The following is a 23,968-nucleotide window of genomic DNA, read 5'->3' on the forward strand; positions in this document are numbered from 1 at the left end:
AAGCTCTTGCCCAAAAAGAAAAAAGCCGCCCCGAAGGGCGGCTTTTGACATCAGGTCAAAGGATCAGCAGGAATAGTACATCGCGTATTCGATCGGGTGCGGCGTATGCTCATAGGCATAGACCTCTTCCCATTTCAGCGCCATGTAGCCTTCCAGCTGGTCGCGGGTGAACACGTCACCGGCCAACAGGAAATCCATGTCCTTTTCCAGCTCTTCCAGCGCTTCGCGCAGGCTGCCGCAGACGGTGGGGATCGCTGCCAGTTCTTCGGGCGGCAGATCGTACAGGTCTTTGTCGGACGCCGGGCCCGGATCGATCTTGTTGTTGATGCCGTCAAGACCGGCCATCAGCAGGGCGGCAAAGGCCAGATAGGGGTTGGCTGCCGGATCGGGGAAACGGGCCTCAACGCGCTTGGCCTTCGGCGATTCCGTCCACGGAATACGAACGCAGCCCGAGCGGTTGCGGGCGGAATACGCGCGCAGAACCGGTGCCTCAAAGCCCGGGATCAGGCGCTTGTAAGAGTTGGTGGACGGGTTGGTCAGCGCATTCAATGCCTTGGCGTGCTTGAGGATGCCGCCGATGAAATACAGCGCCTCCTGAGACAGATCGGCATATTTGTCGCCGGCAAACAGGGGCTTGCCGTCTTTCCAGATCGACATGTTCACATGCATGCCCGACCCGTTGTCACCCTTCATCGGTTTCGGCATGAAGGTCACGGTCTTGCCGTAGGCTGCCGCCACGTTGTGGATGACATATTTGTATTTCTGGATGTTGTCGGCCTGCTCGGTCAGACCGCCGAAGATCATCCCCAACTCGTGCTGGCAGGTCGCAACCTCGTGGTGGTGCTTGTCAACCTTGATGCCCATGCGCTTCATGGTGGACAGCATTTCGCCGCGGATGTCCTGTGCCTCATCCACAGGGTTCACCGGGAAGTAGCCACCCTTGTGGGCCGCGCGGTGGGCAAGGTTGCCGCCTTCCATTTCGGTGTCGGTGTTCCAGGCAGCGGCTTCGGCGTCGATCTGGAACGACACTTTCTGCGGCGTGACCGAATAGCGCACGTCGTCGAACAGGAAGAATTCCGCTTCCGGGCCGCAATAGAATGCGTCGCCGATGCCCGAGGACTTCAGATAGGCTTCGGCCTTGAGCGCGGTGCCGCGCGGGTCGCGGCTATAGGATTCGCCGGTGTCGGGTTCAACCACGGTGCAATGCACGCACATGGTTTTTTCCGCATAGAACGGGTCGATATAGACCGAGGACGCGTCTGGGATCAGTTTCATGTCGGACTGGTCAATCGACTTCCAGCCCGCGATGGATGATCCGTCAAACATGAAACCTTCCTCAAAGAAGTCTTCATCCACCAGATCGTTCACCAGCGTCACGTGCTGGAGCTTGCCTTTGACGTCGGTGAAGCGGATGTCGACGTATTCGACCTCTTCATCCTTCATCAGTTTCAGAGCTTTCTGAATAGCGCTCATCATGCTGCCTTTCGGTTTTTGGGTGTTTTACAGTGCAGGCCGTTGCCGGCCTGATGTTCGGAAATGGCGTCAGACCGCGTCGTCGCCGGTCTCGCCGGTGCGGATACGGATCGCCTGTTCGACCGAGCTGACAAAGATCTTGCCGTCGCCGATCTTGTCGGTGCGGGCGGCGGCGACAATGGCGGCCACGGCAGCGTCAACCATGTCATCGGTCAGGATGACCTCGATTTTAACCTTTGGCAGGAAATCCACGACATATTCGGCGCCACGATACAGCTCGGTATGGCCCTTCTGACGGCCGAAGCCTTTGACTTCCGTAACGGAAAGGCCCTGAATGCCGGCTTCTTGCAGGGCTTCCTTGACCTCATCGAGCTTGAAAGGCTTGATGATCGCCTCGATCTTCTTCATGGCCGACTCCCCCAGATCTTCGTCGTCATTCTGTGTTCAGTGCTGTTCGATCATTTCCAGCGGGCCGGGACAATTGACTAAGGTTTAAGCGATGCGGGGAAGCGCTGAAATCTCCAGGCTGTGATTAAATTTTGTGCAATATGATGAAATAATGGGTCATTTAAGAACGGTTTGGGCGGCATGATGACTGAACTCCTGACATCTGCACAAATGCGCGCCGTTGAGGCGGCGGCAATCGCCTCTGGCGCGGTCACTGGGCTGGAGCTGATGGAGCGCGCCGGGGCGGGCGTGGTCGCGGCGGTGCTGGCGGAATGGCCGGAGCTGGCGGCCGGTCCACACCGGGCTGTGGTGCTGTGCGGGCCGGGGAACAATGGCGGCGACGGGTTTGTGGTGGCGCGGCTGTTGCGGGAACGCGGCTGGGCGGTGGAGGTGTTTTTCTATGGCGACGTGGAGCGGCTGCCTTCGGAGGCGCGGTCGGCTCATGCGCGCTGGTCCGAGGTTGGTGAGGTCAGAGGGCTGGGGTGTGACAGCGCGTCTGGCACCGGTCAGTTTGACCTGTGCATCGATGCCCTGTTTGGCACCGGAGTGTCGCGCGCGGTCGATGCGCGGATCACTGCGGCGGTGTCGGCGCTCTGCGACAGGCGTCTTGCGGGCGCAAGGCGGGTGGCTGTCGACATCGGCTCTGGCCTTTGCGCGGACAGCGGTCGCGTGCTGACCGAAGCCGGGGCGGGCACCGTACCGCTGCCGCTGCTGCTGCCCCCGGATCTGACAGTCACCTTTCACCGTGCAAAGACCGGGCATTATCTGGCCGAGGATGCCCCAAAGGCGCGCAGGCTTCGGGTGGTGGACATCGGGCTGGAAGCCGCCGCTGACGACGCTGGCAAGCCGCGGACAACATTGGTTGGCACCCCGTCATTGATGCTCGGAAAGGATGGCGGACACAAATACTCTCATGGCCATGCCTTGATTATTTCTGGGCCCTCCGGTCATGGCGGGGCCGCCCGCTTGGCGGCACGGGGCGCGCTCAGGATCGGCGCGGGTGTGGTGACGGTTGGCTGTGCGCCGGAGACGCTGGCCGAACATGCGGCGCGGCTGGAGGCAGTGATGCTGCGGCCGATGGCGGATGCGCCCGCTCTGGCGGCGGTGCTGGAGGATGGGCGGATCAACAGCCTGTGTCTGGGGCCCGCGATGGGGATGGGCCCGCGTGAGGCGGGGCTGCTTGCCATGGCGCTCGAGCTGTCTGCCCCGCCTTCTGTGCCAGCGGGTGCCGAGGCCGGGCGGGGTGCCCGCCGCCGGGCCCTGGTGCTGGACGCGGATGCGCTGACGCTGATCGCGCGCGATTCGCAGCTGTTTGGCGCGTTGCAGGCACAATGCGTGCTGACCCCGCATGCCGGAGAATTTGCACGGCTGTTTCCAGACATCGCGGCACGGCTGGCGGCACCAGCGCAAAGGGGCCCGGCCTATTCCAAACCGGATGCGACGCGCGAGGCGGCGGCGCGCGCCGGCTGCGTGGTGCTGTTCAAAGGGGCGGATACGGTGATCGCGGCCCCGGACGGGCGCTGTGCGGTGAATGCTGCGGTCTATGACCGGGCGGCCCCCTGGCTGGCGACGGCGGGGGCAGGGGATGTGCTGGCGGGCTTCATCTGTGGGCTGCTGGCGCGTGGCTTTGCGCCGTTCGAGGCGGCCTGTACCGCGGCATGGCTGCATGTCGCGTGCGCACGCAGCTTTGGCCCCGGGCTGATTGCCGAGGATCTGCCGGAGGAACTGCCCAAGGTGTTCCGCGCATTGGGGCTGTAATCATGGTCAGGGTCTGAACAGACCGCGCCGGGACCGTCCGCCGTCGGAGGTGTCTGCCCGCTCAGGTGCCGGAAATGCCCGGGTCACAGGCCAGTTCCAGCCCACCGGCATAGATCACCTGTGGCTCGGCAAAGCGCAGGGTGACCAGACGTGCTTCGGCCACGGTTTCAGCGCGGATGTAATCGCCATCGACCAGACGCCCGGCGGCCATGACCGCCTGATCTGCCCCGGTCAGCGCGCGCGCCCGCCAGTCGCGGATCACCAGCGGCTGGGTTGGCGGGACGGTCAGATCAGCCTCTGGCCGATCCTTGCCCAGCACACCGGCGGAAATGCGGATGACGCGGGCGTCTTTGACAACGGCGATTTCCACGCCGGTCACGGTGCGGGCCCCGGCGCGGGTGATGACCCGGTCCCCGGGCGCGATGAATTCGATCGGAGTGGCACCCGACAGCGTGAGGATGATCGTGCCGGCACTCACACCGCAGACGGGCAGTCTGGTCCCGGCCTCTACCGAACCGGCGCTGGGGCCAAAGGAAAGCTCTGCCATCGGGATCTCCGCTGCCATCATGTCACTGCCTCGTTTTTGTCTCTGAATATGGCAAGATCACGGCAGGGACGAGGCAATCGGCCTCAAACCGTTAACAATTTCAGACAAGCGTGGCGGGAATGATGCGCTTGGGCAGGCCGAACCGCGCTGGAAAGCCCGCAGGCGGGCACTTTTGCCCTCGCAACCGGCGCCGGGCTTTGCTAGACAGCCCGCCGATGCGGGTGTGGCGAAATTGGCAGACGCACCAGATTTAGGTTCTGGCGCCGCGAGGCGTGGGGGTTCAAGTCCCTCCACCCGCACCAGACCCCATGGGGCCGTCGCTGTCCTTCAGGCTGTATTTCCCCGGAATGCCGAAGTTTCGGGCGCAAAGCCGCCATTCGGGCTTGCATGCGCGCGGCTTGATAAATATGGGAAGCGGGAAAGTTTGACTGCCGCCCTTCTGGCGGCCCAACCGATATGGGGAAAATATGCAAGTCACCGAGACCCTGAACGAAGGGCTGAAGCGCGGCTATACGATCACCGTGACCGCTGCCGAACTGGAAGCCAAGGTTCAGGAAAAACTGGTCGAGGCGCAGCCCGAGATCGAAATGAAGGGCTTTCGCAAGGGCAAGGTGCCGATGGCGATCCTGCGCAAGCAGTTTGGCCCGCGCCTGATGGGCGATGCGATGCAGGACGCCATTGACGGCGCGATGAAGGATCATTTCGAGAAAACCGGCGACCGTCCGGCGCTGCAGCCTGCCGTACAGATGAAGGGCGGCGACGAATGGTCCGAGGGCAAGGATGTTGTGGTCGAGATGACCTATGACTGCCTGCCGCCGATTCCAGAGCTGGATGCCAGCAAGATCACGCTGGAGCGTCTGGTGGTGAAGGCCGACGACGCCTCGGTTGACGAAGCGCTGAAGAACCTTGCCGCCACCGCGCAGTCGTTTGACGACCGCAAGAAGGGTGCCAAGGCCAAGGATGGCGACCAGATCACCATCGACTTCAAAGGCTCGGTTGACGGCGATTATTTCGAGGGCGGCACGGCAGAGGATTATCCGCTGGTGCTGGGCTCCAACTCCTTCATCCCGGGGTTCGAGGCACAGCTGGTCGGAGCCAAGGTTGGTGACGAGCTGAAGGTCGACGTGACCTTCCCGGCCGAATACGGCGCGGCCCATCTGGCGGGCAAGGCTGCGGTGTTCGAATGCACCGTGAAGGCTGTCAAAGAGCCGAAGGCAGCCGAGCTGGATGACGAGCTGGCCAAGAAATACGGGGCCGAAGATCTGGCCGGTCTGAAAACCCAGATCGCCGAACGTCTGGGCGTGGAATACCAAGGCGCCAGCCGCGCCATCCTGAAGCGGTCCTTGCTGGATCAACTGGACGGTCTGGTGAAATTCGACCTGCCGGTGGCCCTGGTCGAGGCAGAGGCCAACCAGATCGCGCATCAGCTGTGGCATGAGGAAAACCCTGAGGTACAGGGCCACAACCATGATGCCATCGAGCCGACCGACGAGCACAAATCCTTGGCGGAACGCCGGGTGCGTCTGGGCCTTTTGCTGGCCGAAATCGGTCGCAAGGCTGAAATCACCGTCACCGATGCCGAAATGACCCAAGCCGTGCTGAACGCTGCCCGCCAGTATCCGGGGCAGGAACGTCAGTTCTTCGAATTCGTCCAGAAAAACCCGCAGATGCAACAGCAACTGCGCGCGCCCCTGTTCGAGGACAAGGTTGTTGACCACATCGTGGCACAGGCGACCGTGACCGAGAAAGAAGTCGGCAAGGATGATCTGCAAAAGGCGATCGATGCGCTCGACGAGATCTGACACAGGTTTCCTGTGAAAATCTGGGCCGTGCCTGTCGGGCGCGGCCCTTTTCACATGCCGATGGGGGTGACCATGCCGACGTTCCTGCCAGACCTGCCCGAATCCCGCGTGCTGGAGGCGCTGACGCGTGCGCCGGGCAATGAGCTGCGCTCGGGCAAGTTTGACTCGGCGGAGTCGTCCGCGGCGCTGGTGGCCAATGCCTTTGGCTGGTTTCTGGAGCGGCCGACCGCCCTGCCGCCCTTGCCCGGCGTGCCTGCGGGGGCGGTGGAAGCGGTGGATCTGGAGGTCGAGATGCGCTTTCCCTGGTCGGGCGGGCGGCATCCCTGGCTGGATGTGGGCATTGTGACCCACACCACGCTGGTCGGGGTGGAAAGCAAGCGATACGAGCCGTTTCGCCCCGCCAAACAGACCGGGTTTTCCGATGTCTATGACCGTCCGGTCTGGGGGCCGAACATGGCGCGCTATACGGCACTGGCGCAGGCGCTGATTGCCGGCACCGCGGATTTCCGCAGTCTGGATGCGGTTCAGCTGGTCAAGCACGCCTATGGCATCCGCACGCGGGCGACGAAACGCGCGTTGGGGGCAGTGCTGGTCTATCTTTATGCCGAACCCGCGCTCTGGGCGTCGGGCAAGCCGGTCAGTCCGGCCGCCAAGGCACAGCACCGCGACGAGATTGCACGCTTTGGCGCGGCGGTTGCGGGGGATGATGTGGTGTTCGTGCCGCTGCGCTGGGGCGATCTGCTCCGGCAATGGGCACAAGTGCCGGATCTTACGGCGCATGTCGCGGCCCTGCGCGCGCGGTTCGGCGATCTGGGGTGAGCCTTTGGCTCAGCCTGCTGCGGCGTCGACCTTGCGCGGATAGACAAAGCCCAGCATCGGGCGGGCATTGCCCAGCACGCCCGGCGTGCCTTCAACCTTGATCTTGGACCAATCGTTATTGGCCGACACATCGACCACCGGCATTTTCAGCGACACCTTGTTGCGCGTCCAGTTGGCGTGGTCGATCAGCACCTCGCGGTCCGACACCACTTCGGACACCACGGCGACATGGCCCAGACGGCTGCTGGAATGCGGCGCAAAAACCATGACAGCCCCGGCTTCCGGCTCTTTGCCGCGCTGGTAGATGCCTTTGGCGGCGGTCCACCAGGTGCCGGCATTGCCGCGCAGGTCAACGCCTGAGGCCGTGCGGGCGAAGGGCACGCACCAGACACGCGCGCCTTTGGCCTGCTTTTCACGCACCTCGGCGATGGCCTTGGCCTGAAGCTCCGGGTTCAGCGTGGCGGGGGCCGGGCCCCCCATGGATGACTTGGTCAGCGTATCACCGCAGGCGGTGAGCAGCGCAAGACTGGCGCAAAGGAGTGTCGTCCGGGCAATGCCCTGCGTCAGCTTTGTCAGTGTCACTGTGAACCATCCCCATGGTTGTGTCGCAGCGAGTTGTAACGGATGTTTCACAGGTTGAAAGACCGTGTGATCGGCACTGGCGAAAACCCGCCGGTGGGCGTGGTGGGTTGAGGTGATGTGGGAACTGTGGTGCGTAACCTGTGCGCCTCACAGGATAAATCGCCGCATCATGCAGACCCCGGGCAAGGCTTGCGACAGGGGGTGCCGCCACGAAAAAGGCCGCGCAGAGTGATCTGCGCGGCCTGTGGCCCGGAAGACCGGACCAGATTTGGAAAGGCTCAGTCTTCCTGAGCAGCGCCGCCCAGATCGTCGAACAGTTCGGCGATCTCGAAATCGGCAGCGGCTTCGGCTTCCGCTGCCAGAGCCTGGATCGACTTGCCCGAAGCCTGCAGTTCGGCTTCTTCGGCCGAGCGCGCGACGTTCAGGTTGATCCGCACGGTGACTTCGGGGTGCAGAACCACCGACACCGAGTGAATGCCCAGATCCTTGATCGGCTTGTCGAGGACAACCTGACCACGGTTCACGGTGAACCCACCTTCGGTTGCCACTTCGGCGGCGTCACGGGTGGTGACGGAGCCGTAGAGCGCGCCCGAATCAGAGGCCGAGCGGATGATGACGAAGGTCTGACCATCGAGCGATGCTGCGACGGATTCGGCCTCTTTCTTGGTTTCGAGGTTCTGCGCTTCCAACTGGGCCTTTTTGGCCTCGAAGGATTTGATGTTGCCATCATTGGCGCGCAGCGCCTTGCCCTGCGGCAGCAGGAAGTTGCGGGCATAGCCGTCCTTGACGTTGACGACTTCGCCCATCTGGCCCAGCTTGGCCACGCGCTGAAGAAGGATCACTTGCATCGGTTTATCCTCACTTCACAGCATAGGGCAGCAGGGCGAGGAAGCGGGCGCGCTTGATCGCACGGGCCAGCTCACGCTGCTTGATGGCCGAAACGGCGGTGATGCGCGATGGCACGATCTTGCCGCGTTCCGAGATGTAGCGCTGCAGCAGACGGGTGTCTTTGTAGTCGATCGCCGGTGCATTGTCGCCCGAGAAGGGGCAAACCTTGCGGCGGCGGAAAAATGGTTTGTTCGCCATGGTTTATGGTCCTTTCCTGAGGCTGTTGATCAACGACGCGGGCCGCGGTCTGCACCGCGGTCGCCACCAAAGCCGCCCGAGCGCTCACCGCCACGGTCGCCACCGAAGCCGCCACGGTCACCACCGCGGTCAGGACGGTCGCCGCCACCGAAGGCAGGACGCTCGCGGCGTTCGCCACGGTCGCCGTCACGGTCATCACGCTTTTGCATCTGCACCGATGGGCCTTCGCCATGCGCATCGACCTTGATGGTCAGCACGCGCATCACGTCATCATGCAGGCGCATCAGACGTTCCATTTCCTGCACGGCGGCCGGAGGCGCATCCGATTTCAGAAAGGCGTAATGGCCCTTGCGGTTCTTGTTGATCTTGTAGGCCATCGTCTTGACGCCCCAGTATTCCGATTCAACGACTTTGCCGCCGTTGTCCGAAAGCACTGCGGTGAAATGTTCGACAAGGCCTTCGGCCTGCGTGTTGGAAAGATCCTGACGCGCAATAAAGACATGCTCATACAAAGGCATGTATCGTCCTTTTCGTCTCGGGCGGCTTCAAAGACCAACGGCATTTGGCCTTTCCGCGGCCGGGTCACGAGAGGCATCGCCATGAAAGGGGATGCGGAAAGGATGGTGCGTTATACAGATCGCGCGCCCGGATGCAAGCGCAGAGACGCGCAGGGATCTGTGCGCTGATGCCCCTGCGCCAGCGGCAGGCGTCATGTGCGATTGCGCGCAGGTTTTGTTCGCAGGCCGTGAATTGTGCGGATGTTGCGGGTAGGGCAGAGTCAGTGCCGTATCGCGGGTCATGGTGACCCGCCTGACCGGAGAGTTTTGATGACCCGTTTTGCCCCCGTTGCCCTGATTGCAGCGCTTGCTGCCGCCCCTGCCTTTGCGCAAGCCGAGAAATACACGGTTGATGCCAGCCATGCCCAGATCATCTTCAGCTACAACCACCTTGGGTTTTCCACAGGCTATGGCATGTTCTCGGGCTATGAAGGCGAGATCAATTTTGATCAGGCCGAGCCTGCAAATTCCTCGGTCACCGTGTCTTTCCCGGTGCGCTCGATGCTGACCGGCTGGGAAGCGCGCTTCGAGCATTTCATGTCGGCCGATTTCTTTGATGCCGCCGATGATGAAATGGTCAGCTTTGCCTCGACCGGCATCGAAGTCACCGGCGAGACCACGGCGCTGATCACCGGCGACCTGACGCTGAACGGTGTGACCAAGCCGGTCGTTCTGGATGCGGTGCTCAATCAGGTTGGCGATCATCCGATGGAAAACAAACCATGGGCCGGGTTCTCGGCCACCACCACGGTGCTGCGGTCGGACTTCAACGTAGGTGCCTTCGCGCCTTTCGTCAGCGATGAAGTGCAGATCCAGATTTCGCTGGAAGCCATGAAGGCCGAATAAGCTTTCCGGTTCAGGGAACAGAAGAGGCCGCCGGAGCGATCCGGCGGCCTTTTTGCATTGGCGCGTCTATTGGCGTGTGGCGGTCAGCGCCACATCGACGGTGACGCCAAAGCCGACCGAAGCCTCATCGGTATAGGTGGCCCCCATGCCGAAGTCGCGGCGGTCAAGCTGGGCTTGTCCGCTCATCGTCGCGGTGTCGCCGTCGATGGTCAGGGTAAAGGGCAGGGTGACCGGCACGGTTGCACCGCGCAGGGCAAGGGTGCCGCTGGCCTCATACCCCGTCGCGGCGGGCAGGATATCGGCGGTGAAAATGGCCTGCGGGAAGGCGGTCACATCAAAGAAATCGGCGGATTTGGCCTGGGTGGTGACCGAGCCAAGGGTCAATGACCCGGTGTCGATGGTGACGGTGACAGACCCGTGGCTGCCGTTGGTGGCGACCTCGTCAAAGCGGATGTCGGCGCTCCAGCTGGCAAAGCTGCCGCTGACCTGCTGGCCCATCTGGCTGACGGTGAAACCCAGCGTGCCCTCGGTCACCTGCCAGTTGCCCTCCGTGGCGGGGGCTGTGGCAGTGGCAAGGCTTTGCGTCACCGGCTCGCCACGTGGCAGGGCGGCAACGGCAGCGCCGAGCCCGAACAGCGCGACCGCCGTGACCAGTGGCAGGGCAGACCGGCGCGCGGGGATGGGCGTGGCGGGCGCAGTGATGCCGCGCGTCATCCGGCGCAGCGTATCGTCGCGGTCCAGCACATGGTGTTTGAGCGCACCGGCGACATGCAGCAGGATCGAGACGATCATCAGCTTGGTGAACACCCAATGCGCGGCCCCGGCGGTGGCGGCGACCGCCTCGGATTGCGGCACGAAGGGCAGGCCCTGACCAAAGGGCCACCAGATCGGCGCAAAACCGGTGACGGCGGCGTGATGCACCCAACCGGTCAGCGGTACGGCAACAAGGGAGATATAGAGCATCCAATGCACCAGACGGGCCAGCCACAGCTCCAGCCGCCGCTCGGGGTGCAGCGGCACCGGGTGGGTTTCAAACAGTGTCCACAGGATGCGGCCAAGCGCCACAAAGAACACAAGGACGCCAAGGGTCTTGTGCAGCGAGAACACCTGCGCCTTGAGCGCAAGCTGCTCTGCCGTGTCATAGGGCAGGCGGTTTGCGACCAGACCGAGCGGAATGGCACTCAGGATCAGGGCAGCGGTGGCCCAGTGGAACAGGCGGGCAATGCGTCCGTAAGAGCGCGGCGTGTTGCGGGCGGACATGGAGGTCTCCGGTCTGGGGGGGCGGCACCGGGCCGCATTATGCCGGCACGCTACCCGTTTCATCCGGCGAGCGCAGCCTGTGGTGCCGCACAAATGCTGTGCAAAACCCGCGCTTCGGGCGCGGTGATTGCGCTGGGGCCAGTGGCGCGGTATCTGGAGGCAGACATCAGACGGGAGGCACCATGGGCCGCGCATTCGTATTTCCGGGTCAGGGGGCCCAAACCATCGGCATGGGAAAGGCCCTTGCCGACGCCTATCCGGCCGCAAGGGCCGTGTTCGACGAGGTGGATGACGCTTTGGGCGAGGCCCTGTCCGCGCTGATCTGGAACGGTGACATCGCCGATCTGACCCTGACGCAGAATGCCCAGCCCGCATTGATGGCCACATCCATTGCTGCCTTGCGCGCAATGGAGGCCGAAGGCTTTGGCATCGACCAAGCCGATTTCGTGGCCGGGCACAGCTTGGGCGAATATTCGGCGCTGTGTGCGGCGGGGGCGCTGACCGTGTCTGACACGGCGCGGCTCTTGCGCATCCGGGGTGTGGCGATGCAGGACGCGGTGCCGGTGGGCGTGGGCGCGATGGCGGCCATTCTGGGGCTGGACTTCGAGACGGTGGTGGCGATTGCCGCAGAGGCCGCAGGCGACGAGGTCTGTCAGGCGGCCAATGACAATGATCCGGCACAGGTGGTGATTTCCGGCCACAAGGACGCGGTGGACCGTGCGATGGTGCTGGCCAAGGCCCACGGGGCAAAGCGCGCCCTGCTGTTGCCGGTGTCGGCCCCGTTCCACTGTGCGCTGATGGCCCCCGCCGCCCATGTGATGGCCGAGGCCTTTGCGGCCGTGGTGATCAGCAAACCGGTCTGCCCGGTGGTGGTGAATGTGCGGGCCGAGGCGGTTGAAGAACCTGACCGGTTCCGCGACCTCTTGATCGCGCAGGTGACGGGGGCCGTGCGGTGGCGCGAGAGCATGCAGTGGATGGAACGGGCCGGGGTGACGGAATTTTGGGAAATCGGGGCTGGCAAGGCGCTGTCGGGCATGATCAAGCGGATTGTGCCGGGGGCCGAGGTGCGGGCGATTGGCGCGCCCGGCGATGTGCTGGCGCTGAAGGGCTGAGGGCTGCGCTTGGGGCTGACCCCGGGGGGCTGTCTGCCCCCCGGACCCCCCGAGGATATTTTTGAACAGATAAGAAGGGGCAGGGTCATGTTTGATCTGACCGGGAAGACGGCTTTGGTGACGGGCGCGTCGGGCGGAATAGGGGCAGAGATTGCGCGGGTGCTGCATGGGGCAGGGGCCAGGGTGGCGCTGTCTGGCACGCGGCTGGAGCCGCTGGAGGCGCTTGCGGCGGAGCTGGGAGAGCGGGCCCATGTGCTGGCCTGCAACCTGTCGGACGCAGGCGAGGTCGAGGGGCTGGTGAAGCGCGCGGTCGAGGCGATGGGATCGGTGGATGTGCTGGTCAACAATGCCGGGATCACCCGGGACGGGCTGATGATGCGGATGTCGGACGACGATTGGCAGTCGGTGGTTGACGTGAACCTGACCGCCACTTTCCGGCTGTGCCGGGCCGCTCTGCGCGGCATGATGAAGGCGCGTTGGGGACGGATTGTGAACATCAGTTCGGTGGTCGGCACCACCGGCAACGCGGGCCAGGTCAACTATGCCGCCTCGAAGGCCGGGATGGTGGGCATGTCGAAGTCGCTTGCCGCGGAAGTGGCCAGCCGGGGACTCACGGTGAACTGCGTGGCGCCCGGGTTCATCGAAACTGCGATGACCGAAAAGCTGACCGAGGCGCAGCGCGGGGCGATTCTGGGCGGGGTGCCCGCCGGACGGATGGGCACCCCCGCCGAGATTGCGGCGGCTGTGTTGTATCTGGCATCGCCGGAGGCCGGATATGTCACCGGTGCCGTCTTGCATGTGAATGGCGGAATGGCCATGATATGAAACGCTTGCGCCTGTGGCCGGGCACGGTTTTGTGAAAGCGTTTGCCTAAAGCGGCGGCCCTTGCTATAGGCGCGCTGGAAATCACTGGCGGTGCCGGTGTCGTCGCCCCGTTGCGATGGAATCGCCCCGCAAGGGGTAAGGACAAGAGACGGGAAAGCCTCCCGCTTGATATAGAGGAAGTGACATGAGCGACATCGCTGACCGCGTGAAGAAGATCGTCGTTGAGCATCTGGGCGTCGAAGAGGACAAGGTCACCGAGACCGCCTCTTTCATCGACGATCTGGGCGCGGACTCGCTCGACACTGTCGAACTGGTCATGGCGTTCGAGGAAGAATTCGGGATCGAGATCCCCGATGACGCCGCCGAAACCATCCAGACCTTTGGCGATGCTGTGAAGTTCATCACCGAAGCCGCCTGATCTTCAGATCGGGCACGGATACGGAACGGGCACCCCTTTGCGGGTGCCTTTTTCGTTTGGGCGGGGGAAAGGGCCGGGGCCGCCGTGCCGGCGCTTGCCGGGTGGTCAGACCGTGCCGGCATGAAAAAGGCCCCGTGTCCTGTGGACCGGGGCCTTGCGCCGCGCTGAGCGTCTGATCAGAACGGGATTTCATCGTCGAGATCGGACCGTCCGCCGGATGGCGCGCGGTCACCGCGGCGTGCCCCCCCGCCCGAGCTGCCGCCTGACGGGCCGCTGCCGTAATCATCATAGCCGCCGCGGTCATCATAGCCGCCCTGGCCACCGCCCCCGCCGGAGCCACCTTCGCCACGGCCGCCCAGCAGCGTCATCTCACCCCGGTATTGGCGCAGCACGATTTCGGTGGTGTAGCGGTCGGCCCCGGACTGATCTTGCCATTTGCGGGTTTCCAACTGGCCTTCGATATAGACCGTGCTGCCTTTGCGCAGATATTGCTCGGCAATCTTGGCCAGCCCCTCATTGAAGATGGCGACCGAATGCCATTCGGTGCGTTCCTTCTTTTCCCCCGTCTGCTTGTCGCGCCAGGTTTCCGAGGTGGCGATGCGCAGGTTGACCACCTTGCCGCCATTGGCAAAACTGCGCACCTCGGGGTCGCGGCCCAGATTGCCGACGATGATGACCTTGTTGACCGAGCCTGCCATGCGATCCTCCGCTGTTGTCTTGCCCCGGCGCTGTGCTGCGGGGGCCTTGATGAACCGGAGCATCCCCGGTCTTGGTTAAGGAAAAATCTATAACCGCCGGAGGGCGGGGCTGCAATGTGCAGGCGGGGTTTGCACGGCGAAAGCGGGCAGCAAAAAGCCGCCTATGCCGGAGACCGGGCCGGACAGGGCATGTCGGCACTGGATTGGCGCGAAAATATGCCTATAGTCGCGGGGTCTGAGGCAACCCGGAATGAGTTCATGAAGCTGACCGCCACGGTTCTGTCTGCCACCCTTGCCCTTGCCCTGTGCGGCATTGCCCCTGCCGTGGGACAGGCAGAAGGGCTTACCCTGTCGGGATCGTCCAAGAACCGGGCGTCGCTGTTCAATTCGCAGAAAAAACTGCTCGATGGGCGGTTGTCCAAGCAATATGAGGCGTCGGTGCGGCTGACGCCAAAGGGCAAGGCCGGGGCGGCAGAGGCCACCACCGCGCCGCGCTATGCGGGCCGGTACAAGGGGGAATATCTCGCGGTGGCGCGCAGCATGGCCAGCCGCCACGGAATTCCCGAAGACCTGTTCCTGCGGCTGGTGCAGCAGGAGTCGGGCTGGAACCCCAGTGCGGTGTCGCACAAGGGGGCCACGGGGCTGGCGCAGCTGATGCCGGGCACGGCGCAGAAGCTGGGGGTGGATATCAACGATCCGCACCAGAACCTTGAGGGCGGGGCGCGGTATCTGAAGATGATGTATGCCAAGTTCGGCAGCTGGCGGCTGGCGCTTGCCGCCTATAACGCCGGGCCGGGGGCGGTGGAAAAGCACAATGGCATTCCGCCTTATCCCGAGACGGTGAATTATGTGAAGGCGATTCTGGGCTAGACCCGGTCTTCAAAGGGATAACAGGGGCGGCGCATCAGCGCCGCCCTTTTGCTTTACCACAGATGTGCGACATGGGGGGCGATCAGCCGGGTGTAGACATCCCGCGTGGCCTGCATCTGCGCATCGGTCAGCCCGGGCAGATCGGCGGCGGCAGCATTGGCCTGCGCCTGTGCCGGAGTCTTTGCGCCCGGAATCACCACGGTGACGGCCTGTTCCATCAAGATCCAGCGCAGCGCGAAGGCGGCCATCGGGGTGCCTTGGGGCACCACCTCGCGCAGCGCCTCCACCGCCTCCAGCGCCACATCGAAGGGCACGCCGCTGAAGGTCTCGCCCTTGTCGAACGCCTCACCGTTGCGGTTGAAGGCGCGGTGGTCATCGGCGGCGAATTGGCTGTCCACGCTCATCTTGCCGGTCAGAAGGCCAGAGGCGAGCGGGACGCGGGCGATGACCGCCACGCCTTTCGCGCGCGCCTCGGCAAAGAAGGTGTCGGCGGGTTTCATGCGGAACATGTTGTAGATGATCTGCACCGAAACCACGCCGGGGTGCCGGATGGCGGTGCGGGCTTCTTCCACCGTCTCGACAGAGACACCGTATTGCGCAATCTTGCCCTTGGCCTTGATCGCATCCAGCGCGTCGAACATCGCCGGGTCGGAATAGACCGGGGTGGGCGGGCAATGCAGTTGCACGAGGTCGAGACACTCGACATTCAGGTTTTTCAGGCTGCGGTCGATGAAAGATTCGATATTGGCACCGGTGTAGCCTGCCGCAACATGCGGATCGAGGCGGCGCCCGGTCTTGGTGGCGACAAAGGGGCGTTCGCCATGACCGGCTTTGGCGCGTTCGGCCAGCACCTCGGCGATGATCCGTTCACTGCGGCCGTCGCCATAGACATCGGCGGTGTCTATGAACGTCATCCCGGCATCAAGGGCGGCGTTGAGGGTGGCTTTGGCATCCTCCCAGCTCACCTCGCCCCAGGTGCCGCCGATGGCCCAGGCGCCAAAGCCGATGGGGGTGGTGGTGCTGCCGGTGCGGCCAAAGGGGCGGGTCTGCATGGGTGTCTCCTGTTCTTTGCGCCAAACTATGCGCGCCTGGGCAGGATTGCCATGGTGCCGCAGGACTTTCACGGGGTCTTTTCGCGCGGGATGGCTTGGGATAGGGCTGGGGCCATGGATCTGGTGGTAGACACTCTGGCGGTGGCGCGCGGCGGGCTGACGGTGCTGGAGGGGGTGAGTTTCACGCTTGCCCCCGGGCAGGCGCTGGTCTTGCGCGGCCCGAACGGCGTGGGCAAGACCACGCTGCTGCGCACGCTGGCCGGGTTGCAGCCCGCCGTTTCGGGCACGATCAGCGTGCCGCCGGAAAGCCTCACCTATGCCGCGCATGCCGATGGGTTGAAAGCGGTGCTGACGGTTGAGGAAAACCTGCAGTTCTGGGCCGCGATCCATGGGGTTGGCGGCGTGGCTGATGCGATGGCGCAGATGAACCTGTCGGACCTGCGCGCGCGGCGGGCGGCCAACCTGTCGGCGGGGCAAAAGCGGCGGCTGGGGTTGGCGCGGCTGTTGGTGACCGGGCGCGCCATCTGGGTGCTGGACGAGCCGACGGTGTCGCTGGACGCCGCGAGCGTGGCCTTGTTTGCCGGCGTGGTGCGGGCGCATCTGGCCGGGGGTGGCATGGTGCTGATTGCCACCCATATCGATCTGGGGTTGGATGAGGCGCAGGTGCTGGACCTGACTCCGTTCAAGGCGCGGGTGGCGGCGCTGTCCGACGGGTTTGACGAGGCCTTCGCATGATGGCGCTGCTGCTCCGCGATCTGCGGCTGGCGTTTCGCGCCGGGGGGGGCTTTGGTCTGGGGCTGGCGTTTTTCCTGCTGGTGGCGGTGCTGGTGCCCTTGGGTGTGGGGCCAGAGCCTGCGACACTGGCCAAGATCGCCCCGGGTATCCTGTGGGTGGGGGCGCTGCTGGCCTGCCTGTTATCCCTCGACCGGATTTTTGCGCTGGATTTTGAGGATGGGTCACTGGATTTGCTTGCGACCTCGCCCATTCCGCTGGAGGGCGTGGTCGCGGTCAAGGCTTTTGCGCATTGGCTGGTGACGGGCCTGCCGTTGACGGTTGCGGCCCCGGTGCTGGGGGTGCTGTTGAACCTGGCCGGACAGGGCTATCTTTGGCTGGTGGTCAGCCTGGCGGCGGGCACGCCCGCGCTGTCGGTGATCGGGGCCTTTGGCGCAGCCTTGACGGTGGGGGTCAAGCGCGGTGGGCTGCTGGTGTCGCTGCTGGTGCTGCCGCTGTATGTGCCGACGCTGATCTTTGGCGCGGAAGTGGTGAAGCGCGGGGCGACGGGGGCAGAGGTGCAGGTGCCGCTTTTGCTGCTGGCCGGCATCACGGCGGGGGCGGTGGCGTTCTTGCCCTTTGCGGCGGCGGCGGCGCTGCGCGTCAATCTGCGCTGAGCTTTGACAGGAGTGTGACTTGAGACGGTTCGCAAGAGAGGGTAGGGCAGCCTGATGTCAGTCTGGGAATATGCCAATCCAAAGCGCTTCATGCAGGTGTCCCGCCGGGTTTTGCCGCTGGTGGTCGGGCTGACCGTCGTCAGTCTGGTGACCGGTCTGGTCTGGGGCTTTTTCTTCACGCCGGATGATTTCCGGCAAGGATCGACGGTCAAGATCATCTTCCTGCATGTGCCGACCGCGATGATGGCGATCAATGCCTGGGTGATGATGCTGGTGGCCAGCCTGATCTGGCTGATCCGGCGCCATCATGTCTCTGCGCTTGCCGCCAAGGCGGCGGCCCCGGTCGGGCTTACCTTTACCCTGATAGCCCTGCTCACCGGCGCATTCTGGGGCCAGCCGATGTGGGGCACCTGGTGGGCCTGGGACCCGCGCCTGACCGCATTTCTGATTCTGGCGCTGTTCTACCTTGGCTATATCGCGCTGTGGCAGGCCGTGGAGGACCCCGATACCGCCGCCGATCTGACGGCAGTGCTGTGCATGGTCGGCTCGGTCTTTGCGGTGTTGTCGCGCTATGCGGTGAAGTTCTGGAATCAGGGCCTGCATCAGGATTCGACGATTCTGAAAGTGGGCGAGAAGGACCCGATCGATGTGGCCTATTACGTGCCGCTGGTCGTGTGCATCGTGGGATTTGTGCTGCTGTTCGTGGCGCTGGTCCTGATGCGGACGCGCACGGAAATCCGCGCGCGGCGGTTGTCGGCGCTGCTGGCACGGGAGCGTTTGGCATGATCCCCGATCTGGGCCGCTATGCGGTGGCGGTACTCTCGTCTTATGGGGCGACGCTTGCCCTGGTGGCGGCGGTGATTGCGCTGACCCTGTGGCAGGGGCGGCGGGTCAAGCGGCAGCTTGCAGAGGTTGAGGCGCGGCAGGGAAAGGCGAAGACAGATGGCTAAATGGTTGATGATCTTGCCACCGCTGATCTTCGCCGGGCTGGCCGGAGCGCTGTATGTCGGATTGGTGGAGCGAAACCCCAATGACATGCCAACCGCGTTTCAGGACCGCGCCGCCCCGGTGGTGCCCACGACCGGGCTTGCCGGTGTGGCGCAGCTGACCGATGCCGATTTCCGCACAGGCCAGGTTACGGTGGTGAATTTCTTTGCCACCTGGTGCCCGCCGTGTCGGGCGGAACACCCGGTGCTGATGCAGATGGCGGCGGATGGGGTGCGGGTGGCAGGCATCAACATCATGGATGATGATGCCAAGGCCATTGCCTATCTGGCCGAAGAGGGCAATCCGTTCTTTGGGGTGGCGACCGACCCGCAAGGGCGCAACCGGGTGGAATGGGGCGTGACCGCGCCGCCCGAAACCTTCATTCTGCGCGGCGATGGCACGGTGGCGATGCGCTTTATCGGGCCGCTGATCGGGACAGATTACGAAAACCGCTTTGTGCCCGCATTGGCCGAAGCCCTGGCGGCGCAAGCGGCAGGGTGAGCCCTGCCGCTTACTCCAATAGCATGAGCCCCATCAGGACAAAAACCACCAGTTCTCCCCACGGCAGGCAACGCGCGCTGTGCGACTTCCGGGTCTTTTGCGCATGTTGAGGCCCCTCCGGGGGGGAGCTTGGGGGCATGAACAACACTCTTGGCACTGGTTACAAAACACTCTGACCGTGCTGGAAAAGTCTAAACAAGAAGTTAACGGAACGATCCGGACTGTCGTTTTTGCTGTATTGCGACAAAAAAGCCCGAACCTTGCGGTTCGGGCCTTTCAATATGGCGCGTGATCGGCCCTTGGGTCGGTAACGGACCCAAAGGCCGCGTCGGTCAGGCCTTTGCCAGGTCGCGCAGCACATAATGCAGCACGCCACCGTGTTCGACATATTCAATCTCGATCTCGGTATCGATCCGGCACTTGAGCTGGATGGTCTTTTCGCTGCCATCGGCATAGCGGATCATACAGGGCACCAGCGACAGCGGTTTCAGATCGCCGTCCAGGCCATGGATGCTGACGATCTCATCCCCTGTCAGGTTCAGCGATTTGCGGTTCATCCCTTCGGTGAATTCAAACGGAATCACCCCCATGCCGACAAGGTTGGACCGGTGGATGCGTTCGAACGATTCCGCGATGACCGCCTTCACGCCCAAGAGTGCGGTGCCCTTGGCCGCCCAGTCGCGGCTGGAGCCGGCACCGTATTCGATGCCGCCAAAGATCACCAGCGGGGTGCCGGCCTCCTGGTAGGCCATCGAGGCATCATAGATGCTGGTCTGCACCCCATCGGGGCCCTTGGTATAGCCGCCTTCGACATTGTCGAGCATCTCGTTCTTGATGCGGATGTTGGCGAAAGTGCCGCGCATCATCACCTCGTGGTTGCCCCTGCGCGAGCCATAGGAATTGAACTCGGATGCCGGAACCTGACGGTCTGCCAAATACTTGCCGGCCGGAGTTGATCCTTTGAACGAACCGGCGGGCGAGATGTGGTCGGTGGTGATCATGTCACCCAGAAGGGCCAGCACCCGCGCGCCGTCGATGTTGGAAATCACGCCCGGCGTTTTGGACATGCCTTTGAAATAGGGCGGGTTCTGGATGTAGGTAGACGAGGTCGGCCAGTCATAGGTTTCGGATTCGGTGATCTTGACCGCCTGCCATTTTTCATCGCCCTTGAAGACATCGGCGTATTTCTTCTGGAAGGCCTCACGCGTGACCACCGCATGCACGATATCGGCGATTTCCTTGTTGGTGGGCCAGATATCCTTCAGATACACCGGCTTGCCGTCCTTGGACGTGCCCAGCGGTTCGGTGGTCAGGTCGATGTTCATGTCACCGGCCAGAGCATAGGCCACCACCAGCGGCGGCGAGGCCAGATAATTGGCGCGCACGTCAGGCGAAATCCGGCCTTCAAAGTTGCGGTTGCCCGACAGCACCGAGGTGGCGACCAGATCCCCCTCGTTGATCGCCTTGGAAATCTCGGGGGCCAGCGGGCCGGAGTTGCCGATACAGGTGGTGCAGCCATAACCAACAAGGTTGAAGCCGACGGCATCCAGGTCTTCCTGCAATCCGGCGGCATTCAGATATTCCGAAACAACCTGGCTTCCGGGAGCAAGCGAGGTTTTCACCCAAGGCTTGCGGTTCAGCCCCAGAGCGCGGGCCTTGCGCGCCACCAGACCAGCCCCGATCAGGACGTAAGGGTTGGAGGTGTTGGTGCAAGACGTGATCGAGGCGATGACGACCGAGCCATCGCGCAAGCTATAATCCTGACCGTCGACCTTGGCGGTCGACATGCCAAGGTGATCGCCGGGAATGTCTTCCGGAGCCGGGGATGGCGACCCGCCTTCGGCAGTCATTTCGGCCTTTTCCAGCTTGGGCACGGCGGGTGCTTTCCGCATGCCGCGAATGTATTCGCCAAAGGCTGCGGCAGCGCCGGTCAGCGGCAGGTAATCCTGCGGGCGTTTCGGGCCGGAAATCGCGGGCACAATGGTGCCCATGTCCAGTTCCAGCGTGCTGGTGTAGATCGGCGCGTAATCCGCGCCGCGCCACATGCCGTTTTCCTTCGCATAGGCCTCGACCAGAGCGATGCGTGATTCCTCACGCCCGGTCTGGCGCAGGTAGCGCAGGGTTTCATCGTCGATCGGGAAGAAACCGCAGGTTGCGCCATATTCCGGGGCCATGTTGGCGATGGTGGCACGGTCGGCCAGCGGCAGACGGTCCAGACCCTCGCCGTAGAATTCCACAAACTTGCCGACGACGCCGTGCTTGCGCAGCATCTGCACAACCTTCAACACCAGATCGGTGGCGGTGGTGCCTTCCATCATCTGGCCGGTCAGCTTGAAGCCCACCACTTCAGGGATCAGCATGGACACCGGCTGGCCCAGCATCGCGGCCTCGGCCTCGATGCCACCCACACCCCAGCCCAGAACGGCAAGGCCGTTGACCATGGTTGTATGGCTGTCGGTGCCCACAAGCGTATCGGGGTAGGCGACCATGTTGCCGTGCTGATCTGTATCGGTCCAGACAGTCTGGGCCAGATATTCCAGGTTCACCTGATGGCAGATGCCGGTGCCGGGCGGCACCACGCGGAAGTTGTTGAACGCATTCTGTCCCCATTTCAGGAAAACATAGCGCTCCATGTTCCGCTCATACTCACGGTCCACATTGGCCTGAAACGCGCGCGGGGTGCCGAATTCGTCGATCATCACCGAATGGTCGATGACCAGATCCACCGGGTTCAGCGGGTTGATCTTTTGCGCGTCGCCGCCAAGGCCGAGGATACCGTCTCGCATCGCCGCAAGGTCAACCACGGCCGGAACGCCGGTGAAATCCTGCATCAGCACGCGGGCCGGGCGATAGGCAATCTCGCGCGGGTTCTGGCCGCCCATCTTGCCCCAGTCGGAAAACGCCTTGATGTCATCGACCGAGACGGTCTTGCCATCCTCGAACCGCAGCATGTTTTCCAGCACCACCTTGAGCGCGGCGGGAAGGCGCGAGAACTCGCCCAAACCGGCGGCCTCAGCTGCGGGGATCGAATAATAGCTGACGGTCTGGCCGCCGGCTATCAGGGTTTTGCGGGTGTTCTGGCTGTCATGTCCGACGGTGACGGTCATTTTGGGCCTCTTGGCTATTGGATTGGGAATGGCTTAAGGTCGTGTCCAGCCGCATGGGCCGGGGAATCGTTGGCGTTGTATACAATTGTATGCCAATAATCCAGTCCTCGTTTCAGTCAACTTGACTGCATCTTGGCACGACAGACCCGTGATGGGAAATGGTCTTGCCCTCGCAAAACCTTGATTGGCAGCGCACAGGTCCTGTCTGTAGAACGAAAGGGCAAATTTGGGGATGACAGACGTGACGATGCGGTTAATGGTCAGCGCGACTTTCGGGCTTTGGATCGGCATTGCCGGTGCGGCACAGGCGCAGACGTCGCCGGTTCTGGTAGAACTTTACACGTCACAGGGCTGTTCCTCTTGTCCGCCCGCCGATGAATTCATGGTGGAACTGGTCAAGAGCCCAGATGTCATCGCTTTGTCGCTGCATGTGGATTACTGGGATTACATCGGCTGGCGCGATACCTTTGCCAGCCCCGCCTTTACCCAGCGGCAGAAAGCCTATGCCAAGGCGGTCGGCAGCCGGATGATCTATACGCCGCAGATGATTGTCGGCGGGCTGGATCGGGTGGAGGGCAATGACCCGGTGCAGGTGGCAGCGGCGATCCGCCGGCATCAGGCGCAGGTCAGCCCCGTGCGGCTGACGGTAACGCGGACCGGCGACCAGATCATGATCCGGGCCGAGGCGGACCCGCCGCTGACCAAACCCGCGCGGATTCAGGTTATCCGCTATCTGCCAGAGGCCACGGTCGCCATCGGCCGCGGCGAGAATGAGGGGCGCGAGGTGACCTATACCAATATCGTCACCGACTGGCAGTCGGTTGCCGACTGGCCCGGCCTTGCCCCGTTCGAGATGACGGCCGCGGTGGCTGGCCCCGATCCAGTAGTTGTGGTGGTGCAGTCGGAAGGCCCGGCCGATGTGCTGGCGACGGCGCAGGTCAAGTAGAGCCTAAGGCTTCCAGCGCCGGTGAATCCAGAACCATTGCTCGGGGTATTGCCGGATCAGCCGCTCTAGATTGTCATTGAGCGCTTGGGTCATGATTTCCGGCGTGCTGTGCGGGATCGGCGGATCAACGATGATCTGAAACGACAAGCCGTCCGGCTGGCGGATGGCATAGGTCGGGATCAGCAGGCAATCGTATTTCAGCGCCATGTCGGCCGCAGACAGCGCGGTCAGCGCCTCTTGGCCGAAGAAGGTCAGCTTGACACCATTGTGCATGCGCTGATCGGGCAGGATGCCCAGCATGCCGCCCGCGCGCAGATGTTTCAGCATCTGCCCCATGCCCGCCCGCCCGCGCTCGAAGATCGGCTGACCGATGGTGCCGATGGCCTGCACGTAGTGGTCGTTGAACCAGGGGTTCGACATCGGGCGATATAGGGCGCCCAGACTGTAGCCGCGCGCGATCAGCGCCGCACGCACCGCATCATAATTGCCGAAATGACCGGTGGCCAGGATGACGGGCTGCCGGGCGGCATGGGCCGCCTCCAGCGCCGCAACGCCTTCACCGGTCAGCGGCAGTTCGGTGGTGCGGGCGATGAATTCCGCACCCGAATAGATCTCGATAACCGTACGCCCGATGTTTTCGGGCACGCGGGCCACCATGCGGGCGATCTGGTCTTCGGGCAGGTCGGGCAGGGTGTGGGACAGGTTGTCGCGAATGCGCTGCGGCCAGCCGGCCATGGGCGCGATGATGCGCGCCATGATCCAGCCGCACAGCGGCACGCGCCAGCGGTAGGGCAGGGCCAGCAGCAGCCACAGCACCGCGCGGATGCTGCGGTCGGTCAGCCATTGCCGCCAGGTGCCTGATCTATGCGTGTCGGTTTCGGTCATCC

26 protein-coding genes and 1 tRNA gene are annotated in these 23,968 nt (G+C 63.4%); 15 read left to right on the plus strand and 12 right to left on the minus strand.

What is annotated here, in order from left to right; all coding sequences use genetic code 11:
• Positions 1–63: 63 nt before the first annotated feature.
• Both glnA and CXR43_RS07140 read right to left on the minus strand, forming a co-directional pair.
• A complete protein-coding gene (gene glnA, locus CXR43_RS07135; protein ID WP_103334083.1) occupies positions 64–1,473 on the minus strand; it encodes a type I glutamate--ammonia ligase in 1,410 nt (469 codons plus the stop codon).
• Positions 1,474–1,542: 69 nt separating this feature from the next.
• On the minus strand, positions 1,543–1,881 hold the full coding sequence (locus tag CXR43_RS07140; protein WP_103333341.1) for a P-II family nitrogen regulator: 339 nt from the start codon (positions 1,879–1,881) through the stop codon (positions 1,543–1,545).
• Positions 1,882–2,064: 183 nt separating this feature from the next.
• On the opposite strand from CXR43_RS07140, the gene CXR43_RS07145 reads away from it, so the two are divergent.
• On the plus strand, positions 2,065–3,678 hold the full coding sequence (locus tag CXR43_RS07145) for an NAD(P)H-hydrate dehydratase (RefSeq protein ID WP_103334084.1): 1,614 nt from the start codon (positions 2,065–2,067) through the stop codon (positions 3,676–3,678).
• 61 nt (positions 3,679–3,739) lie between these two features.
• Here CXR43_RS07145 and CXR43_RS07150 read toward each other — a convergent pair whose 3' ends face one another.
• On the minus strand, positions 3,740–4,243 hold the full coding sequence (locus CXR43_RS07150) for a Hint domain-containing protein (RefSeq protein WP_168219773.1): 504 nt from the start codon (positions 4,241–4,243) through the stop codon (positions 3,740–3,742).
• Between the two features lie 199 nt (positions 4,244–4,442).
• On the opposite strand from CXR43_RS07150, the gene CXR43_RS07155 reads away from it, so the two are divergent.
• The 3 genes from CXR43_RS07155 to CXR43_RS07165 all read left to right on the plus strand — a co-directional run bounded on the left by CXR43_RS07155 (position 4,443) and on the right by CXR43_RS07165 (position 6,846).
• Positions 4,443–4,527, plus strand: a tRNA-Leu gene (locus CXR43_RS07155).
• Positions 4,528–4,692: 165 nt separating this feature from the next.
• Entirely contained in the window at positions 4,693–6,027 is a 1,335-nt protein-coding gene (tig, locus tag CXR43_RS07160) for a trigger factor (protein WP_103333343.1), read from the plus strand.
• A gap of 72 nt (positions 6,028–6,099) precedes the next feature.
• Positions 6,100–6,846: a hypothetical protein gene (locus CXR43_RS07165; RefSeq protein WP_146036491.1), complete on the plus strand. Its 747-nt coding sequence runs from the start codon at positions 6,100–6,102 to the stop codon at positions 6,844–6,846.
• 9 nt (positions 6,847–6,855) lie between these two features.
• Here CXR43_RS07165 and CXR43_RS07170 read toward each other — a convergent pair whose 3' ends face one another.
• The 4 genes from CXR43_RS07170 to rpsF all read right to left on the minus strand — a co-directional run bounded on the left by CXR43_RS07170 (position 6,856) and on the right by rpsF (position 9,032).
• Positions 6,856–7,428, minus strand: a complete 573-nt coding sequence (locus CXR43_RS07170; RefSeq protein WP_246831302.1) for a CHAP domain-containing protein — start codon at positions 7,426–7,428, stop codon at positions 6,856–6,858.
• A gap of 278 nt (positions 7,429–7,706) precedes the next feature.
• Complete coding sequence (gene rplI / locus CXR43_RS07175) at positions 7,707–8,276, minus strand: 50S ribosomal protein L9 (RefSeq protein WP_103333345.1); 570 nt, start codon at positions 8,274–8,276, stop codon at positions 7,707–7,709.
• 10 nt (positions 8,277–8,286) lie between these two features.
• Positions 8,287–8,514, minus strand: a complete 228-nt coding sequence (gene rpsR, locus CXR43_RS07180; protein ID WP_100198517.1) for a 30S ribosomal protein S18 — start codon at positions 8,512–8,514, stop codon at positions 8,287–8,289.
• Positions 8,515–8,543: 29 nt separating this feature from the next.
• A complete protein-coding gene (gene rpsF, locus CXR43_RS07185; protein ID WP_103333346.1) occupies positions 8,544–9,032 on the minus strand; it encodes a 30S ribosomal protein S6 in 489 nt (162 codons plus the stop codon).
• 309 nt (positions 9,033–9,341) lie between these two features.
• On the opposite strand from rpsF, the gene CXR43_RS07190 reads away from it, so the two are divergent.
• Positions 9,342–9,917: a YceI family protein gene (locus tag CXR43_RS07190; RefSeq protein WP_103333347.1), complete on the plus strand. Its 576-nt coding sequence runs from the start codon at positions 9,342–9,344 to the stop codon at positions 9,915–9,917.
• Between the two features lie 66 nt (positions 9,918–9,983).
• Here CXR43_RS07190 and CXR43_RS07195 read toward each other — a convergent pair whose 3' ends face one another.
• On the minus strand, positions 9,984–11,177 hold the full coding sequence (locus CXR43_RS07195; RefSeq protein WP_103333348.1) for a cytochrome b/b6 domain-containing protein: 1,194 nt from the start codon (positions 11,175–11,177) through the stop codon (positions 9,984–9,986).
• Between the two features lie 182 nt (positions 11,178–11,359).
• Here CXR43_RS07195 and fabD point away from each other — a divergent pair, with 182 nt between their 5' ends.
• The 3 genes from fabD to CXR43_RS07210 all read left to right on the plus strand — a co-directional run bounded on the left by fabD (position 11,360) and on the right by CXR43_RS07210 (position 13,532).
• Positions 11,360–12,289 (plus strand): ACP S-malonyltransferase, encoded by a 930-nt coding sequence (gene fabD, locus CXR43_RS07200; protein WP_103333349.1) that lies wholly within the window; start codon positions 11,360–11,362, stop codon positions 12,287–12,289.
• Between the two features lie 87 nt (positions 12,290–12,376).
• Positions 12,377–13,114, plus strand: coding sequence for a 3-oxoacyl-[acyl-carrier-protein] reductase (gene fabG / locus CXR43_RS07205; protein WP_103333350.1), 738 nt, complete (start codon positions 12,377–12,379; stop codon positions 13,112–13,114).
• A 184-nt stretch (positions 13,115–13,298) separates the two neighbouring features.
• Positions 13,299–13,532, plus strand: a complete 234-nt coding sequence (locus CXR43_RS07210) for an acyl carrier protein (protein WP_013067402.1) — start codon at positions 13,299–13,301, stop codon at positions 13,530–13,532.
• Between the two features lie 176 nt (positions 13,533–13,708).
• Here CXR43_RS07210 and ssb read toward each other — a convergent pair whose 3' ends face one another.
• Positions 13,709–14,230 carry a single-stranded DNA-binding protein gene (gene ssb / locus CXR43_RS07215; protein WP_103334086.1) on the minus strand — a complete coding sequence of 174 codons (522 nt, stop codon included), beginning with the start codon at positions 14,228–14,230 and terminating at the stop codon, positions 13,709–13,711.
• A gap of 258 nt (positions 14,231–14,488) precedes the next feature.
• Here ssb and CXR43_RS07220 point away from each other — a divergent pair, with 258 nt between their 5' ends.
• Positions 14,489–15,100 carry a lytic transglycosylase domain-containing protein gene (locus CXR43_RS07220; protein ID WP_103334087.1) on the plus strand — a complete coding sequence of 204 codons (612 nt, stop codon included), beginning with the start codon at positions 14,489–14,491 and terminating at the stop codon, positions 15,098–15,100.
• Between the two features lie 53 nt (positions 15,101–15,153).
• Here CXR43_RS07220 and CXR43_RS07225 read toward each other — a convergent pair whose 3' ends face one another.
• Positions 15,154–16,152: an aldo/keto reductase gene (locus tag CXR43_RS07225; RefSeq protein ID WP_103333351.1), complete on the minus strand. Its 999-nt coding sequence runs from the start codon at positions 16,150–16,152 to the stop codon at positions 15,154–15,156.
• Positions 16,153–16,266: 114 nt separating this feature from the next.
• Here CXR43_RS07225 and ccmA point away from each other — a divergent pair, with 114 nt between their 5' ends.
• The 5 genes from ccmA to CXR43_RS07250 are packed head-to-tail and all read left to right on the plus strand — an operon-like array spanning position 16,267 to position 19,028.
• Positions 16,267–16,887, plus strand: coding sequence for a heme ABC exporter ATP-binding protein CcmA (gene ccmA, locus CXR43_RS07230; RefSeq protein WP_103333352.1), 621 nt, complete (start codon positions 16,267–16,269; stop codon positions 16,885–16,887).
• Positions 16,884–17,540 (plus strand): heme exporter protein CcmB, encoded by a 657-nt coding sequence (ccmB, locus tag CXR43_RS07235; RefSeq protein ID WP_103333353.1) that lies wholly within the window; start codon positions 16,884–16,886, stop codon positions 17,538–17,540. Before ccmA ends, ccmB begins: the two co-directional genes overlap by 4 nt.
• 54 nt (positions 17,541–17,594) lie before the next feature.
• Complete coding sequence (locus CXR43_RS07240; protein ID WP_103333354.1) at positions 17,595–18,326, plus strand: heme ABC transporter permease; 732 nt, start codon at positions 17,595–17,597, stop codon at positions 18,324–18,326.
• Entirely contained in the window at positions 18,323–18,490 is a 168-nt protein-coding gene (gene ccmD / locus CXR43_RS07245; protein ID WP_103333355.1) for a heme exporter protein CcmD, read from the plus strand. The genes CXR43_RS07240 and ccmD overlap by 4 nt, the downstream gene beginning before the upstream one ends.
• Positions 18,483–19,028, plus strand: a complete 546-nt coding sequence (locus tag CXR43_RS07250; RefSeq protein ID WP_103333356.1) for a DsbE family thiol:disulfide interchange protein — start codon at positions 18,483–18,485, stop codon at positions 19,026–19,028. The genes ccmD and CXR43_RS07250 overlap by 8 nt, the downstream gene beginning before the upstream one ends.
• Positions 19,029–19,360: 332 nt before the next feature.
• On the opposite strand, the gene acnA is transcribed toward CXR43_RS07250, so the two are convergent.
• Positions 19,361–22,135: an aconitate hydratase AcnA gene (gene acnA, locus CXR43_RS07255; protein ID WP_103333357.1), complete on the minus strand. Its 2,775-nt coding sequence runs from the start codon at positions 22,133–22,135 to the stop codon at positions 19,361–19,363.
• Between the two features lie 241 nt (positions 22,136–22,376).
• Between acnA and CXR43_RS07260 the strand changes: the two genes are divergently transcribed.
• Positions 22,377–23,081: a DUF1223 domain-containing protein gene (locus CXR43_RS07260; protein WP_435530795.1), complete on the plus strand. Its 705-nt coding sequence runs from the start codon at positions 22,377–22,379 to the stop codon at positions 23,079–23,081.
• 3 nt (positions 23,082–23,084) lie between these two features.
• Here the strand turns inward: CXR43_RS07260 and CXR43_RS07265 are convergent, their stop codons facing one another.
• A complete protein-coding gene (locus CXR43_RS07265) occupies positions 23,085–23,966 on the minus strand; it encodes a lysophospholipid acyltransferase family protein (protein ID WP_103333358.1) in 882 nt (293 codons plus the stop codon).
• Positions 23,967–23,968 lie beyond the last annotated feature (2 nt).

It is taken from the genome of Pseudotabrizicola formosa, assembly GCF_002900965.1.
Classification (GTDB): Bacteria; Pseudomonadota; Alphaproteobacteria; order Rhodobacterales; family Rhodobacteraceae; genus Pseudotabrizicola; species Pseudotabrizicola formosa.